Source organism: Pseudomonas sp. ANT_J12 (assembly GCF_008370045.1).
GTDB lineage: Bacteria > Pseudomonadota > Gammaproteobacteria > Pseudomonadales > Pseudomonadaceae > Aquipseudomonas.
In genome coordinates this window covers 112,338-128,578 of the sequence record NZ_VOBN01000015.1, presented here as the reverse complement: position 1 = coordinate 128,578, position 16,241 = coordinate 112,338, and the positions used below count along the sequence as shown (strand labels likewise).

Below are 16,241 nucleotides of genomic sequence, written 5' to 3'. Positions count from 1 at the left end.
ATCTGTCAGTCAACATCTCTATTGGCTGTGATGGCCTCTTCGCGGGCAAGCCTCGCTCCTACAGGTAATGGTGTCTGGTCAGCTTATTGTGTAATTCAGCACTGGCCTGCTGATCCAACTCCACCCAAGTAACCTGTTTGCCGGCAATCTCTGCTGCAGCCGGCAACCCATCCCGATACACCAACCGATTACTCGCCAGCGCCGGCACTTTCGCCCCCGGCAACAACGTCCCGGCCAGGTTCAGCGGATCCACCCCGCACACCGCGACCAGGCTCCCGTCATGGGGCCGGCGCCGCACTTCCCGCAGCAGGGGAATCGCCTCGGGCAGCGCAAATTGTTCACCGGCCAAACCACTGACAAACCGCCCGCCACGAATCTCCCCCCGGGCCTCCAGCCGATGGAAGGTACGCAGCAATTCGCGCCAATTCGGCAGCCAGTCCGCCTCCCGTTCCAGCAAACGCCAGAACACCACGCCATAACGGCGCAGCAAAGTCATGGCAATGTGTTCCAGGGTGTCGGCGGGCGTCGGCGCCGGGCGTTTGTTATCCACAACCACCGGCGGTGGCCCGCGTCGCAGCAAGGCCCAGCGTCCGGCATCGTCCATGCCGCCGACAAACGCCCCGCGCCCGCGCCGACTGCTGCGTTGCTGGCGTTTGCTCGCCGGCGTGATCAGCGCGCGCAGCCCGGCGAAGCTGTCGGCATTCACCAACCCGGCGCCCACCAGTTCCTGCAAGGCGATTTCCAGTTCCGTGCGCAGCAGGTGCGCTTCGTGGATCAGCTCATCGAAAAACAACGCGCCGTGCTGGCTCAGGGCTTCGAAGACTTTTTGCGTCTTGGGCGAGAGTTCGCTGACTGGCGTTTGCTCGGTCAAGCCGCTCCACAACCCGACCTGGCTACGCGGCAACAGCACAATCGGTGTGCTGCGCAGCGCGGTGCTCGTGTTGCGCGCGGTCAGGCGCGTCCACACCAGTTTGCCGCTGCGGCACAGGTCATCCAGCCAACTCGCCGAGTAGTCCTTGAGCCGCGCCGGCAGGAGGTCGCTGTCCCATGCCGACGCGGCGGCGGGATAGCCTTCGAACTGACTGACAATCGACGGCAACACCGCGCTGCCCTGACCTTGGGTCGCCGGGGACAGGTGCTGCCAGTCGAACAGGAAACGCATGAAATCCTGCAACGCCACCGGTTCGATTTCCCGGCGCAGACGCTTGACCGTGTAGCGATGAATCCGCGCCAGCAGATGCCGCTCGCACCATTCGTCCTGATCAATGCCCGGCGTGAACTGACCGCGCAGCACGTAACCTTCGCGCTCCAGGTGTGCCAGGGTTTGAGTGACTTGAATCGCCGGTAAGCCCAGCGGCTCGGCAATCGCCTTCAACGGTAACGGGCCAAACGCGCTGAGCCGTGCGCGGATCACTTCCAGCACCGCTTCGTCGGCGTCCCAGGCTTCATCGAAACCGGGCAATGCTTCCAGTGGCGGCAGCCAAATCCCCTGTGGATAAATCGCCCGCAGGCAGGTTAGCCGTTCCAGCGCCAGCCACAACGATTGATCCGGCTTGATCTGCAAGCGGCTGGCGCGACCGCTCTCGGCAAGGGTGCTCAGCCATTCCAGCCAATGCGGGTTGGCCCGGGCCTCGGCATCGCTGATGCACGCCAGGCTCATCAACGCCTCATGCATTTCATCCACACCTGCGGGCGCGGGCCAGGCTTCGTCGCGTACCGCTTGAATCGCTTCGGCATCCAGTGCGCCGAGGTCGTCGGTGGATTGCGGATCGGTCCAGCGCCGATTGAGCACGGCTTGGGTGCGGCGTTCTTCCAGCGGCGCGTCGTCGAGAAAGGTGTAAGGCCGGGCGCTGAGAATTTCTGCCGCCAGCGGCGAGGGCGCCGGCAGGTCGCGGCTGATCAGGCGGACATCGCCGCTTTCCATGCGCCGCAGCAGCGCCAGCCAGCCCTCGGTGTCCATCGCTTCGTGCAGGCAATCGTCGAGGGTTTGTTCCACCAGTGGATGCTCGGGCACCTCGCGCTCGCCGGCGAGGTTTTCCACGCAGGCGATCTGGTCGGGGAACACGCTGGCGATCAGGTCTTCGCTTTTCATGCGTTGAATCTGCGGCGCGACTTTGCGCCCGCCGGTGTAACGCGGCAGCGCCAGGGCGACCCCGGCATTCCAGCGCCAGCGCACGCCGAACAGCGGCGCTTCGAGCACGGCTTGAATCAGGATGTGCTCGGCGCTGTTGCTGTGCAGATAGCGCCAGACATCATCGAGTTCAAAACTGTGGCTGGTGGACAGCGACAACACGATCGCGTCTTCGCTGGCGGCGGCCTGTAATTCGAAGTTGAAGGTGCGGCAGAAGCGCTTGCGCAGGGCCAGGCCCCAGGCGCGGTTGATGCGACTGCCAAACGGCGTGTGGATGATCAGTTGGGTGCCGCCGGACTCGTCGAAAAACCGCTCCATCAGCAACGTGTCTTGTGAGGGCAAAGCACCGAGGGTCAGGCGGGCGCGGGCGAGGTAATCCACCAGTTGCTCGGCGCTGGCGAGGTTCAGGCCCAGGGTGTCGGTCAGCCAGTCAATCGCAGGCTGCAAGTTGCCGGGTGTGGCGCCGAGCAGTTCATCAAGTTGCGCTTGCAGGCGCGCCACTGCAAATGACAGTTCCGCGCTGCGCCCCGGCGCTTCGCCGAGCCAGAACGGAATGGTCGGCGGCTGGCCCTGGGCGACTTCGACGCGGACCTTGCCGGTGTCGACCCGCAGGATGCGATACGAGGTGTTGCCGAGTTGGAACACGTCGCCGGCAATGCTTTCCACGGCGAAGTCTTCGTTGACGCTGCCGATGTTCAGCCCTTGGGGTTCCAGCAACACGCTGTAGTCGGCGTTGTCGGGGATGGTGCCGCCGCTGGTCACGGCCGTCAGCTTGGCACCGCGGCGACCGCGCAGGGTACGACTTACGGCGTCGCGATGCAGATAAGCGCTACGGATGCCCTGGCGACCGTTGTAGCCCTCGGCGAGCATCTGCAACAGCGCCTGATAGTGTTTTTCGTCGAGGTGGGCGTAGGGCGAAGCCTGGCGGAACAACGCCAGCAGCGCATCCTCCTGCCATTCCTGGCAACTGACTTCGGCGATGATTTGTTGGGCCAGCACGTCCAGCGGCGCGACCGGGATCAACAAGGTGTCGAGTTCGCCCCGGCGCACGCAGTCGAGCAGGGCGGTGCATTCGATCAGATCGTCGCGGGTGGTGGCGAACAAACGACCCTTGGGCGTGCCGCCGACCTGGTGCCCGGAGCGGCCGACCCGTTGCAGGAACCCGGCAATCGAACGCGGCGAGGCGATCTGGCAGACCAGATCGACATCGCCGATATCGATCCCCAACTCCAGTGACGCCGTGGCGATCAGCACTTGCAGGTCACCGCGCTTGAGCCGTTGTTCGGCGTCGAGGCGAAATTCCTTGGCCAGGCTGCCGTGGTGCGCGGCCACCGCTTCTTTACCCAGGCGTTCGCTCAGGTGCCGGCTCAGGCGTTCGGCCAGACGCCGGGTATTGACGAAAATCAGCGTGGTGCGGTGTTCACGGGCGAGGACGGCGAGGCGGTCGTAGACCAGTTCCCACACGTCATTGGCCATCACCGCCGACAGCGGCACGGGCGGCACTTCGATGTCGAGATCTCGCGGGCGGGCGTGGCCGATGTCGATGATGGCGCACTCGCGATCACGGCCGACCAGGAAACGTGACACCGCTTCGATGGGCTTTTGCGTGGCGGACAGGCCGATGCGCATCAGCGGTTCGGGGCACAGCGCCTGTAACCGTTCGAGGCTCAACGCCAAGTGGCTGCCACGTTTACTGGCGGCGATGGCATGGATTTCATCGACGATCACCGTGCGCGTAGTGCCGAGCATTTTGCGCCCGGAGTCGGAACCGAGCAGCACATAAAGGGATTCCGGGGTGGTCACCAGGATGTGCGGCGCGGTCTTGCGCATCGCCGAGCGGTCTTTTTGCGGCGTGTCGCCGGTGCGCACGGCGGTGTTGATCTGCAATTCGGGCAGGCCCATGACGCGCAATTGCTCGGTGATCCCGGCCAGCGGGGTTTGCAGGTTGATTTGGATGTCGTTGGATAGCGCCTTGAGCGGCGAAACGTAGACCACCAGGGTTTCGTCCGGCAGATGGCCGCCGTTCTCCAGGCCTTGGTGAAACAGGTCATCCAGCACGGCGAGGAACGCGGTGAGGGTTTTGCCGGAACCAGTGGGCGCGGCAATCAACGTCGAGCGGCGCTGGCGAATCAACGGCCACGCCCGAGCTTGGGCGGCAGTCACCGTCGGGAAGGTGTTGCGGAACCAGGCGCTGACGGCGGGGTGGAAGCCGGCCAGGGCGCTGTCGGCGGGGATGGGCAGGTTCATGGGGTAAGTTATGCGGGTGGGGTGGGGAAGATGCAAGTCTTGAAAGCCGACCGGTACTACTGTGGCGAGGGGGCTTGCCCCCGTTCGGCTGCGAAGCAGTCGTGAAATTGAACGACGCGGTGTGTCATTAAAAACCGGGAGGCCGGTTTTGGGGGCGCTTCGCAGCCCAACGGGGGCAAGCCCCCTCGCCACAAGGGCCGCGACAAAATCCGGGGATCTACACTTTACGGATGACGGTTGCGCACTAAACCCGCAAAATGCAACGATTCCGGCAACTATCGACGGCATTGCCTGCGGGCGCTGTCGATTAAGCCATTGTTCCAATCAGACTGGGCCTGCTGACTCTATGCGAATGCGCCTTATGTTACTGGGCGGCGGAAATGCCCTTGGGCAGGCGCTGATTCGCCTCGGTGCGGAGGAAGACATCGGTTTCCTCGCCCCCCGCCCACCACAAGACGGCTGGGATGCCGCGAGCCTGACGCAACTGCTCGACGACACCCGCCCGGATGCGCTGATCAACCTCGCCTACTACTTCGACTGGTTCCAGGCGGAGACCGTCAGCGAGCAGCGTCTTGCCGGGCAGGAGCGGGCGGTCGAGCGCCTGGCCGAATTGTGTCAGCACCACAACATCGTGCTGCTGCAGCCGTCGAGCTATCGCGTCTTCGACGGTTCGCGTGCTACCGCCTACAGCGAAAAAGACGAGCCGGTGCCCCTGGGCCTGCGCGGTCAGGCCTTGTGGCGGATCGAGCAAAGCGTACGCGCCACCTGTCCGCAACATGTGTTGTTGCGTTTCGGCTGGTTGCTCGATGACAGCGCCGACGGCATCCTCGGGCGCTTCCTCGCCCGGGCCGAAACCCCGGAAGAATTGCTGATGGCCGACGACCGCCGGGGCAATCCGACGCCCGTGGACGACGCGGCCCGGGTGATCATTTCGGTGCTCAAGCAACTCGATTGTGCGGCGCCGCTGTGGGGCACCTACCATTACGCCGGACATGAGGCGACCACGCCGCTGGCATTGGGGCAGGCGATCATCACCGAAGCACGCAACCTGCACGAGCTGGCCATCGAAGCACCGACCGCCCAGGCCCACGCCGCGCGGCCCGATGCTGCCGAAGAGCCGCAACACGCGGTGCTGGCCTGCAAGAAAATTCTGCACACCTTCGGGATCAAGCCCCGCGCCTGGCGCGCGGCACTCCCGGGCTTACTGGATAGGTTCTATCGCCATGGCTGACGGCCCAGTTTTAATCACCGGCGGCGCCGGTTTCATCGGCTCGCACCTCACCGACGCCTTGCTCGCCAAGGGCCACGCGGTGCGCATCCTCGATGACCTGTCCACCGGCAAGCGCAGCAACCTGCCGCTGGACAACCCCAAGGTCGAGCTGATTGTCGGCGACGTCGCCGATGCGGCATTGGTCGCGCGCTCGATGCTCGGTTGCAGCGCCGTGGCGCATCTGGCGGCCGTGGCCTCGGTGCAGGCGTCGGTGGACGATCCGGTCAAGACCCATCAGAGCAATTTCATCGGCACCCTGAATGTCTGCGAGGCCATGCGCCAGGCTGGCGTCAAACGGGTGCTGTTCGCCTCCAGCGCGGCGGTGTACGGCAACAACGGCGAAGGCGAGTCAATTGACGAAGACACCGCCAAGGCGCCGCTGACGCCTTACGCCTCGGACAAACTGGCCGGCGAGTATTACTTTGATTTCTACCGCCGCCAGCATTGCCTGGAGCCGGTGGTGTTCCGCTTCTTCAACATCTTCGGCCCGCGCCAGGACCCGTCCTCGCCGTACTCCGGGGTGATCAGCATCTTCAGCGAACGCGCGCAGAAAGGTTTGCCAATCACCGTGTTTGGTGACGGCGAGCAGACCCGGGATTTTGTCTACGTCGAGGATTTGGTGGATTTGCTGGTGCAGGCGATCGAGAAACCGCAGATCGAAGTCGGCGCGGTGAACGTTGGCTGGAATCAGGCAACGACCCTCAAGCAGATGCTCGAAGCGCTGTCCCAAGTGGTGGGTGAATTGCCGCCAGTGAGCTACGGCCCGGCGCGGTCTGGTGATATCCGTCACTCGCGGGCCAATAATCGGCGCTTGCTGGAGCGGTTTACCTACCCTGAACAGACTCCGATGAGCGTTGGTTTGGCGCGGTTGCTGGGACGCTGAGTTTTTCGCCGCCATGAAAAAGGCGCCTTTCGAGGCGCCTTTTTTGTGGCTGGCATTTTAGCTCAGGTTGACTCAATCCCTGTGGCGAGGGAGCTTGCTCCCGCTCGGCTGCGCAGCAGTCGCAACCCAGTGAACGCGGTGTGCCAGATGAATCGCGGTCGCAGGTTTTGGGTCTGCTGCGCAGCCCAGCGGGAGCAAGCTCCCTCGCCACAAAAGCAATTCAGGTCTTTCTTAGAACTTGTAACCCAGGCCCACCATGTAGATGAACGGATCCACATCCACATTGACCTTGGCCCGAGTACCCGGAGCCACGGCGTTGTTTTCCACGGTCGCGCGGGTGTCAATGTCGATGTAGCGCACCTGGGCGTTGAGCATGATGTTGTCGGTGATCATGTAGTCGGCGCCGACCTGGAACGCCATGCCCCAGGAGTTTTTCGCCTTGAAGTTGCTGAAGCCGTTGGCCTGGGCTTCGCTGCCGACGTGTTCGTCGTAGATCCAGGTGTAGTTGATACCGGCGCCAACGTAGGGCTGGAACACGGACTTGCCGTCCAGTGGGTAGTACACAACGCTCAAGGTCGGCGGCAGGTGTTTCAGGGTACCGAGTTTGCCGTTGGCCGCGCCCAGGGCGGTGCCTTTGATCTTCACGTCGTGCTCAAACGGCGAGGCCGCGAGCAGCTCGATGCCCCAGTGGCTGTCGATCATGTAAGCGAAGTTCAGACCCAGTTGCGTGTCGCTGCTCATGGTCGCCTTGCCACCCAGATTGGTACCCGCCAACGGGCCCTGGTCAACCTTGACGCTGGAGCTGTCAGCCTTCGGGTTGACGGTGATCGCACCGGCGCGAACGATGATGTCGCCGGCTTCGTGGGCGTGGGCGAGCGGGGCTGCGAGCGCGAGGGCAAACAGCGAGGCACTGAGCAAGGACTTGTTCATGAGGGCTCCAAAGGACGTTAAAAATGTTCGATGTCCAATGGTAAAGAGCCATCTGATACGGTCTTTTGATTCAGCTCAATGAAACAGTGATGGGCCTGGTTTTTGTGGAACCTTTGCGGGCGCCTTCGCGGGCAAGCCTCGCTCCTACAAGGTTTGTGGCGTTCGCGGTATTGCGGCAAACACAAACCCTGTAGGAGCGAGGCTTGCCCGCGAAGGCGTCTTCACAAACAACACCGAACCCCCGGATTCACTCCGGCAATTCATACACATAAATCTTGTCCGCCTCCATCTGATACCCCGCATCCGCCAACTCGCTGCTGGACGTTTTAACCTGCAAAGCCCCCTCGATCCAGTACGGCTGATACAGCTCATCCAGCTTCACGCCGACTTTGCTTTTCACATGCACGATCTGGTTCGACGGCGGTGGCGGCACGTGGATGCAGGCGCCGAAATACGGCACCAGCAGAAACTCCGTGGTGCGACCTTCTTCACTGACTTCCAGCGGCACGATGTAACCCGGCAAGCGGATGTTCTTGCCATCGAGGCTTTTCACCACCGGTGCGTTGGGCATGTCCTGCTTGGCGGCCGGGGCCGACTCCAGCGTGCTGCTCATTTGCGACAGATCGTGCAGCGGCGTCATGTTCGGCACTTCCGCCGGGGCGTCTGGCGGGATCATTTCCGACCAGGTCAAATCCGCAGGTTCGGCCGCCCACAGCGGCAGGGCGACCAGCATCAACAGCGCGAGCAGAGCGCGGGGCATCTTTAACGTCCTCATAAACGGATCGACAGGCCATCGGCCAATGATTGGCGATACGCGCGCCAGGCCGGCACGCTGCCCATCAGCAGCGCGGCGATCAGGATGCCACCGAGCAGCGTCCATTCATATTCGCTCGGCCACGACAGCGGCAGGTACAAGCCGTAATTGGCCTGCACGTAACCCTGGGCGGCGGCGATGCACACATACAGCAGCGCCACGCCGGCAATCACCCCGGACAGCGCCAGGGCAAAGGCTTCCAGCACCAACAACGTCGCGATGTGCCACGGCCGCGCGCCCACCGAACGCAGGATCGCCATCTCGCGCCGCCGTTCATTGAGGCTGGTGAGAATCGCCGTGAGCATGCCGATCAACCCGGTCAACACCACGAACAACGAGACCACGAACAGGGCTTTTTCCGCCGTGCTCATCAAACTCCACAGCTCTTGCAACGCCACGCCCGGCAGGATCGCCAGCATCGGCTCGCCACGGAATTCGTTGATCTCGCGTTGCACCGCGAATGTCGAAATCTTGCTGTTGAGGCCGAGCATGAACGCAGTGATCGCTTGCGGCGTCAGGTCCATGTTGCGCGCCTGATCGGCACTGATCCGGCCTTTGCCTTGTGCGGGCACGCCGTTGTGCCAGTCGATGTGGATCGCCTCCATGCCGCCGAGGCTGATGTGCAACGTGCGGTCCACCGGGGTGCCGGTGCGTTTGAGAATGCCGACCACGGTGAACGGTTTGTCGTCGTGCTTGACCAGGCTGATCACCGCCACACCGTGGGCCAGCACCAGTTTGTCGCCGAGTTTGTAGTGCAGCGCATCCGCCACTTCGGCGCCGAGCACCACTTCGAACGGGTCGGTGGCGAAGGCGCGGCCGTCGGCCAGTTCCAGGTGTTGTTGACGGCCGTACTGGTAGTGCTCGAAGTACGCCTCGGTGGTGCCCATCACCCGATAACCGCGATGGGAATCGCCAAGGGACATCGGGATCGCCCACTTCACTTTCGGGTTGTTGGCGAAGTGTTCGAAGCTGTCCCAGCGGATGTTGTTGGTGGCGTTGCCGATGCGGAACACCGAGTACAGCAGCAGGTTCACCGACCCGGAGCGGGCGCCGACGATCAGGTCGGTGCCGCTGATGGTGCTGGCAAAACTGGCCTTGGCCTCGGTGCGTACACGTTCAACGGCTAAAAGCAGGCACACCGAGAGGGCGATGGCGAACGCGGTGAGGATCGCGGTGAAGCGGCGGTTAGCCAGGCTGGCCAGGGCTAGACGAAACAAATACATCTCAGACCTCGAACGGGGTGGCGGCGCGATTGAGCTCGGCCAGCGACAGGTTGCGGTCGAACAGCGGCGCGAGGCTCTGGTCATGGCTGACGAACAACAGGCTCGACCCGGCTTCGCGGCATTCGGCGAACAGCAGGCGAATGAAGTTCTCGCGGGCGTCGTAGTCCAGGGCCGAGGTCGGTTCGTCGGCGATCACCAGTTCCGGCTGACCGATCAACGCCCGCGCGGCGGCGACCCGTTGTTGCTGGCCGATGGACAGCGAGTCGGCGCGGCGACTGAGGATGCTTTCATCCTTCAAACCCAAATGCGCGAGCAGGGTCGCGGCGGCCTGGTCGACGCTGCCGTGGCGCTGTTTCGCCCGTTCGGCGCGCAATGTGGAGAAGTGGCAAGGCAACTCGACGTTCTCGCGTACCGAGAGAAACGGCAGCAAGTTGAACTGCTGGAAGATGTAGCCGGTGTGATCGACGCGAAAGCGGTCGCGGGCGCCAGCGCCGAGTTCGGTCAGTTCCTGGCCGAGCAAACGAATGCTGCCGCGATCGGGCTTTTGCACACCGCCGAGCAGACCGAGCAGGGTGGTCTTGCCGCTGCCGCTGGGGCCTTTGAGGAACAGGGTTTCACCGGGTTCCAGGCGAAACGCCGGGATATCCAGCAGCGGTGGGTGACCGGGCCAACTGAAGCCCAGGTCGGACAGTTCGATGAGTGCTTGGGTCATGTGAAACCGGTCAGGTAATGAAGTGAACCCTTGTAGGAGCGAGGCTTGCCCGCGAAGGCGATCTATCCGTCGACATCTGTGTTGAATGTGACGGCCTCTTCGCGGGCAAGCCTCGCTCCTACAGGATCGGGGTGGATCAGAATTTCAGGGCAGCCGCCTTGGACGTCACTTCAACGCCTTGCTGGCCGCTCGGGCTGATCAGTTGTACCTGAATCTTCTGGGTCGCCGGGAAGGTGTTGAAGAGGTTCGCCAGATCCAGGGTCTTCAGCGCGCCGGGTGCCGAGCAACTGAATTGATAGTGGGCGTGGATTTCACTGTGGTCGTGGTGATGCTCGTGACCGTCCTTGTCCGCTTCGTCGTGTTCATCATCGGCGTCGGGCTTGTCACCGAACAGCGGGCTTTCCAGTTCCTGGGTCGCGACTTTGCAACCGGCGGCTTTCGGCAGGTTGAACAGCACCAGCGGATTTTCCAGTTTCACCTTGGCGGCGGCGACTTTGGCTTTATCGGCGTCGCTGGTGGCGACGTGTTCGAAGCCCACCAGATTCATCGCCGGGCTTTCCAGCTCCAGCTCCAACGTCTGACCGTCCAGCGCCGCATTCAAACGACCGACGCCATGTTCGTGGGCGCCTAGGCTGCCGTGTTCAGGTTCATTGGCCGCAAAGGCAGCGGCCAACGGCAACAGGGCAAACGGCAGAGCGAGCAGCAGACGACGCATGGCGGGTCTCCGGAAAGTAAAGTGAAAGGTTTGTTATGTAATCTTATAACGAAAGTGCGGAGAGTTTGACCGCCCGCTTTGCGATACACAAGACCCATGGGAGCATGCAGGTCAGAAATGTGCAGGAGCGGACCTATGTTGCGAATACGCGGAAGCATCGGCGACTGGCCGGTGGATTTGACCCTGGAGATGGATGACGGCGATTGGGCGCGGCTCGGCGCGCAGTTGCAGGTGGGCAAAACCGAGGACGTCAGCGCCCCGGCGGCCAAGCCGCTGAACCAGGATGACGCGCTGTGGCAGATCGCCAAGGACCTGCTGCGCAAGGCCGGGCAATTGAGCGGGCCGGATTTGCTGGAGCAGTTGGAAGGGCTGACCGGTAGTGCGGCGTCGGGTAAGCGCTTGCTGGTGCGCCTGCGCCATTGTGCGGATGTGAAGGTGGTGAGCGGCGGGGATACGCCGCTGTACAGCTGGGTTGAACCTGCGTAGGAACTGTAGGAACAAAGCTTGCTCGCGATGGCGATCTTACGGACGCCATCGCGGGCAAGCCTTGCTCCTACAGCGATGGCGATCATACGGACGCCATCGCGGGCAAGTCTTGCTCCTACGGCGATGGTGATCATACGGACGCCATCGCGGGCAAGCCTTGCTCCTACAGCGATGGCGATCTTACGGACGCCATCGCGGGCAAGCCTCGCTCCTACAGAATCAATAAAGCGCGGCGAACAACTTGCGCCGGTACGTGGTCACCAGCGGGTGATCATTGCCCAGCAGTTCGAACACTTGCAGCAAGGTCTTGTGCGGCAGGCCTTCGCTGTAGCTGCGGTTGCGGATGAACAGCTTGAGCAACGAATCCAGCGCCGGTTCGTATTGCTGGCGGGCCAATTGCTGGATTGCCAATTGATACACCGCTTCATCGTCCTGCGGGTTTTTCGCCAGACGCGCTTTCAGGTCGGCGGCATCCGGCAAATCCTTGGCCTGGCCCAGAAACTGAATCTGCGCCTTGGCGCCGGCCAGCGCGGCCTTGTGCTCATCGGTCTTGACCGCGTCGAGCACAGTTTGCGCTTCGCCCAGTTCGCCACGCTCGGTGAGGCAGCGGGCGTAAAGGATCAGCGCTTTGGCATTGGTGTTGTCTTCGCCCAGCAGCACTTTGAGGATGGCTTCGGCGTCGGCAAAGCGGCCTTCATCGAACAACGCCTGAGCCTGTTCGAACGGATCGGCAGCAGCCGGCGGCGGCATTTGCACATGGGGTTCAAGCATGGCGCGTACGGCGGACTCCGGTTGCGCACCGGCAAAACCGTCCACCGGTTGACCGTCCTTGAACAGCACCACGGTCGGCAGGCTACGGATGCCGAAGCGCGAGACGATGTCCGGCTCGACGTCGCAATTGACCTTGGCCAGCAACAACTCGCCCTGATAGCTCTCGGCGATGGTTTGCAGCATCGGCATCAGCGCCTTGCACGGCGCACACCATTCGGCCCAGAAATCCACCAGCACTGGTTTGTGAAAAGAGTTCTCGATCACCGACTGGTCGAAATCGGCAGTCGTGGCGTCGAAGATATACGGCGTTTCCTGACTCATGGGGGATCTCTTGGAAGCGTGAATGAGGCCACTATAAGGCTTGGCGGGGGGTGGCCGGAAGCGGGAACACAGATCGTTCCCACGCTCTGCGTGGGAATGCCTCAATGGACGCTCTGCGTCCGCTTTGGGACGCGGAGCGTCCCGGGCTGCATTCCCACGCGGAGCGTGGGAAGGATCATATGCGGGTGGCGTGATAGAGGCTCACATGCCGAAACTCTTCGGGCTCGGCCAGATCGGGCAAGGTCATCGCCTCCAGCATTTCAATGCGCCGGTACAACGGATGACGAAAATCCCGAACCCGCGAATCCGCGACCAAGGCTTCCTTGCCGCGACTCAAAAACTCATCGAGCAGCGGCAGATTCGCCCGGTCATACAGCACGTCGGCCACCAGTATCAGATCAAAGCGATCCGCCTCGGCAAAGAAATCCGTCGAGTAGTTGAGCTGCACCTCATTGAGTTCAGCATTCGCCCGACACGCCGCAATCGCCAGCGGGTCCAGGTCACAGGCCACCACTTCCAGCGCCCCGGCCTTTACCGCCGCAATCCCCGCCACACCAGAACCCGCGCCAAAATCCAAAACGCGCTTGCCTTTGACCCACTCGGGAAACGCCGCGAGATACCGCGCCATCGCCAAGCCACTGGCCCAGCAGAAACTCCAATAGGGCGGTTCATGCAGGATTCGCCGGGTTTCTTCCGGGCTGAAGGCGCGGTCCATGTTGTCGCCGTCGATCAGCCAGAGTTTCAGGTTGGTGTCCGGCAAATGGCAGGCGACGAGTTGCGCGTCGCCGAGCAGTTCACCTAACGCCTGTTGCAGGTCGAGCGGTGCAATCATGGGGCTTTGACGAATTGCAGTTGGCCCAGGGCCTGGGTTGTCGGCTGGGTGATGGTCTGCGACGGCAGGTGCAGGATCAACTGGCCGGACTGGCTGGCGCGGCCGCGCAGTTCAACCCGGGCACCGACCGGAAAGGATTCCGGGTTGAAACGCAGGTGAAACGGCAGGATTTGATTGGTGCCGATCAGGCTGGAGCTGGCGAGCAATTGTTGCGGGCGGGATTTGTCGTCGATCACCAGCAGCGCCAGTTCCACTTCGGCGCCGGCGGGCACGCCTTGCAGGGTGCCGCTCAATTCACGCTGAAAGGCCGGCAGCGGGCCGAGGTCAGCGGATTCTTTGGCTTTCTTCTGCGCCGCTTGTGGCGCGGGGCCCGGGGTCGGCGGCTGCGGCTTGGGCGCATCGCTGCCGCAGGCCACCAGCAGGCTTAAAACACTGAGCAGGACGAGCGGTCGTAGCGACATTTGTGGCTCCAGCAAGGTGAAATCCATGAATCAAACATATTGCTCGTCTGTATACCGCAAACCCTATGGCTTGTCTTGCCACGGGGATGCGCTACCATGGCCCTCCCTTTTTTTGTTGCCTGCCACCATGCACTGTCCCTTCTGCGGTGCCAACGACACCAAGGTCATCGACTCGCGTCTGGTCGCCGAGGGCGAACAGGTGCGCCGCCGGCGTGAATGCCTGGCCTGCGGCGAGCGTTTCACGACGTTCGAAACCGCCGAACTGGTGTTGCCGCGCCTGATCAAAACCGACGGCAGCCGCCAGCCGTTCGACGAAGAAAAACTCCGCGCCGGCATGCAGCGGGCGCTGGAGAAGCGCCCGGTGAGTGTCGAGCGCCTCGAATCGTCGCTGGTGCACATCAAACACAAACTGCGCGCCACCGGCGAACGCGAGGTCAAATCCCTCGTGGTCGGTGAACTGGTGATGGCCGAGCTGCAAAAGCTCGACGAAGTCGCCTACATTCGTTTCGCCTCCGTGTATCGGCGCTTCCAGGACCTCAACGAGTTCCGCGAAGAGATCGATCGCCTGGCCCGTGAGCCGGTGAAAGAATGACCACCTCCGCAGAACAAGCCATCCTCGACGCCCATTACATGGCCCGCGCCCTGGAACTGGCGCGCAAAGGTCACTACACGACTCACCCCAACCCACGGGTTGGCTGCGTGATCGTCAAGGACGGGCAGATTGTCGGCGAAGGCTGGCATGTGCGCACCGGCGAACCCCACGCCGAAGTCCATGCGTTGCGTGCGGCGGGTGACAAGGCCCGTGGCGCCACCGCTTACGTGACCCTCGAACCCTGCAGCCATCACGGCCACACGCCGCCCTGCGCTGATGCGCTGGTGAATGCCGGTCTGGCCCGTGTGGTTGCAGCGATGCAGGACCCGAACCCGTCGGTCGCCGGTCGCGGCATGCAGCGCCTGGCCCAGGCCGGGATCGCCATCGAAAGCGGTGTGCTGGAAGGTGAAGCGCGCAAGCTCAACGAAGGTTTCCTGAAGCGCATGGAACATGGCTTGCCGTTCGTGCGGGTCAAGTTGGCCATGAGCCTCGACGGTCGCACGGCGATGGAAAGCGGCGAAAGCCAATGGATCACTGGCCCGGCCGCTCGCTCGGCAGTGCAACGCCTGCGTGCCCAGGCCAGCGTAGTGCTGACCGGCGCCGACACAGTGCTGGCCGACAACGCCCGTTTGACCGTGCGCGCCGCCGAATTGGGCCTGGACGCCGAGCAAACCACGCTGGCCATGAGCCGTCCGCCGCTGCGCGTACTGATCGACGGCCGCTTGCGCGTGCCGCTGGATGCACCGTTCTTCAAGGCGGGCCCGGTGTTGGTCGCCACCTGCATGGCGATCGAAGAGCAATACGCCAACGGCCCGGAATGCCTGATCGTGGCCGGCGACGATGGTCTGGTGGACCTGCGCAAACTGCTGGTCGAACTGGCCAACCGTGGGGTTAACGAAGTGTTGGTCGAAGCGGGGCCGCGCCTGGCCGGGGCGTTTGCCCAGCTAGGTCTGGTGGATGAGTTCCAGATCTTCATCGCCGGCAAGTTCCTCGGCTCCTCGGCTCGCCCGTTGCTGGACTGGCCGCTGGCGCACATGAAGGACGCGCCCGAGCTGAAAATCACCGAAATTCGAGCGGTTGGCGATGACTGGCGAGTCACTGCCATTCCTTCGCCAGCCGCGAGCGTATAATTCCCGGCCTGAGCCAAGACGGCCTGTTCTCGAGGAGGACTCCATGTTTACCGGCATCATCGAATCCATCGGCAGTATTCGTGCATTGACCCCAAAAGGCGGAGATGTGCGGGTTTACGTAGAAACCGGCAAGCTCGACCTGAGCGACGTCAAACTGGGCGACAGCATCGCGGTCAACGGCGTGTGCCTGACCGCAGTTGAACTGCCAGGCAACGGCTTTGCAGCGGATGTCAGCCGCGAAACCCTCGACTGCACCGCCATGAATGACTTGAAAAGCGGCAGCCCGGTCAACCTGGAAAAAGCCCTGACCCCGACTACCCGACTGGGCGGACACCTGGTCAGCGGCCACGTCGATGGTGTGGGCGAAGTAGTGACCCGCACCGAGAATGCCCGCGCTGTGGAATTCCGCATCCGCGCGCCGAAAGACCTCGCCAAGTACATCGCCCATAAAGGCTCGATCACCGTCGATGGCACCAGCCTGACCGTGAACGCAGTCGATGGCGCCGAGTTCTTGCTGACGATCATTCCCCACACCCTGAGCGAAACCATCATGGCGTCTTACCAGCCAGGTCGCCGGGTGAATCTGGAAGTGGACTTGCTGGCACGTTATCTGGAGCGCCTGTTGCTGGGCGATAAGGCCGCAGAGCCTACAAAATCCGGGAACATCACCGAAAGCTTTCTGGCCCAAAACGGCTACCTCAAATCCTGACTCAAGGGGGTGCC

15 protein-coding genes are annotated in these 16,241 nt (G+C 62.7%); 6 read left to right on the top strand and 9 right to left on the bottom strand.

The features are described from left to right. Positions 1-58: 58 nt before the first annotated feature. On the bottom strand, positions 59-4,378 hold the full coding sequence (locus FQ192_RS25105) for a DEAD/DEAH box helicase (protein ID WP_149660956.1): 4,320 nt from the start codon (positions 4,376-4,378) through the stop codon (positions 59-61). Between the two features lie 346 nt (positions 4,379-4,724). Between FQ192_RS25105 and FQ192_RS25100 the strand changes: the two genes are divergently transcribed. Then, complete coding sequence (locus FQ192_RS25100; protein ID WP_149660955.1) at positions 4,725-5,609, top strand: sugar nucleotide-binding protein; 885 nt, start codon at positions 4,725-4,727, stop codon at positions 5,607-5,609. Continuing rightward, positions 5,602-6,531, top strand: coding sequence for an NAD-dependent epimerase/dehydratase family protein (locus tag FQ192_RS25095; RefSeq protein ID WP_149660954.1), 930 nt, complete (start codon positions 5,602-5,604; stop codon positions 6,529-6,531). Before FQ192_RS25100 ends, FQ192_RS25095 begins: the two co-directional genes overlap by 8 nt. A 231-nt stretch (positions 6,532-6,762) precedes the next feature. On the opposite strand, the gene FQ192_RS25090 is transcribed toward FQ192_RS25095, so the two are convergent. The 5 genes from FQ192_RS25090 to FQ192_RS25070 form a co-directional block, all read right to left on the bottom strand. Beyond that, complete coding sequence (locus FQ192_RS25090; RefSeq protein ID WP_149660953.1) at positions 6,763-7,461, bottom strand: OmpW family protein; 699 nt, start codon at positions 7,459-7,461, stop codon at positions 6,763-6,765. 247 nt (positions 7,462-7,708) lie between these two features. After that, entirely contained in the window at positions 7,709-8,221 is a 513-nt protein-coding gene (locus FQ192_RS25085; protein ID WP_149660952.1) for a DUF3299 domain-containing protein, read from the bottom strand. An 11-nt stretch (positions 8,222-8,232) separates the two neighbouring features. Next, on the bottom strand, positions 8,233-9,498 hold the full coding sequence (locus tag FQ192_RS25080; protein ID WP_149660951.1) for an ABC transporter permease: 1,266 nt from the start codon (positions 9,496-9,498) through the stop codon (positions 8,233-8,235). 1 nt (position 9,499) lies between these two features. Then, a complete protein-coding gene (locus FQ192_RS25075) occupies positions 9,500-10,210 on the bottom strand; it encodes an ABC transporter ATP-binding protein (RefSeq protein ID WP_149660950.1) in 711 nt (236 codons plus the stop codon). Between the two features lie 136 nt (positions 10,211-10,346). Next, positions 10,347-10,925 carry a DUF2796 domain-containing protein gene (locus tag FQ192_RS25070; RefSeq protein WP_149660949.1) on the bottom strand — a complete coding sequence of 193 codons (579 nt, stop codon included), beginning with the start codon at positions 10,923-10,925 and terminating at the stop codon, positions 10,347-10,349. Positions 10,926-11,060: 135 nt separating this feature from the next. Between FQ192_RS25070 and FQ192_RS25065 the strand changes: the two genes are divergently transcribed. Further along, the gene (locus tag FQ192_RS25065; RefSeq protein ID WP_149660948.1) at positions 11,061-11,411 is read left to right on the top strand and encodes a hypothetical protein; all 351 of its coding nucleotides are present in this window, start codon (positions 11,061-11,063) and stop codon (positions 11,409-11,411) included. A 219-nt stretch (positions 11,412-11,630) separates the two neighbouring features. On the opposite strand, the gene trxA is transcribed toward FQ192_RS25065, so the two are convergent. The 3 genes from trxA to FQ192_RS25050 form a co-directional block, all read right to left on the bottom strand. Continuing rightward, entirely contained in the window at positions 11,631-12,503 is an 873-nt protein-coding gene (trxA, locus tag FQ192_RS25060; protein ID WP_149660947.1) for a thioredoxin, read from the bottom strand. A gap of 175 nt (positions 12,504-12,678) precedes the next feature. Further along, a complete protein-coding gene (locus tag FQ192_RS25055) occupies positions 12,679-13,335 on the bottom strand; it encodes a methyltransferase (protein ID WP_149660946.1) in 657 nt (218 codons plus the stop codon). Next, positions 13,332-13,796, bottom strand: coding sequence for a hypothetical protein (locus FQ192_RS25050; RefSeq protein WP_149660945.1), 465 nt, complete (start codon positions 13,794-13,796; stop codon positions 13,332-13,334). Before FQ192_RS25050 ends, FQ192_RS25055 begins: the two co-directional genes overlap by 4 nt. 127 nt (positions 13,797-13,923) lie before the next feature. Here FQ192_RS25050 and nrdR point away from each other — a divergent pair, with 127 nt between their 5' ends. From nrdR to FQ192_RS25035, 3 genes are read left to right on the top strand one after another with little or no spacing between them, the layout of a single operon-like run. Next, entirely contained in the window at positions 13,924-14,388 is a 465-nt protein-coding gene (gene nrdR / locus FQ192_RS25045) for a transcriptional regulator NrdR (RefSeq protein ID WP_003228656.1), read from the top strand. Beyond that, positions 14,385-15,518, top strand: a complete 1,134-nt coding sequence (gene ribD, locus FQ192_RS25040; RefSeq protein WP_149660944.1) for a bifunctional diaminohydroxyphosphoribosylaminopyrimidine deaminase/5-amino-6-(5-phosphoribosylamino)uracil reductase RibD — start codon at positions 14,385-14,387, stop codon at positions 15,516-15,518. The genes nrdR and ribD overlap by 4 nt, the downstream gene beginning before the upstream one ends. 43 nt (positions 15,519-15,561) lie before the next feature. After that, positions 15,562-16,227 (top strand): riboflavin synthase, encoded by a 666-nt coding sequence (locus FQ192_RS25035; protein WP_149660943.1) that lies wholly within the window; start codon positions 15,562-15,564, stop codon positions 16,225-16,227. Positions 16,228-16,241: the final 14 nt, after the last annotated feature.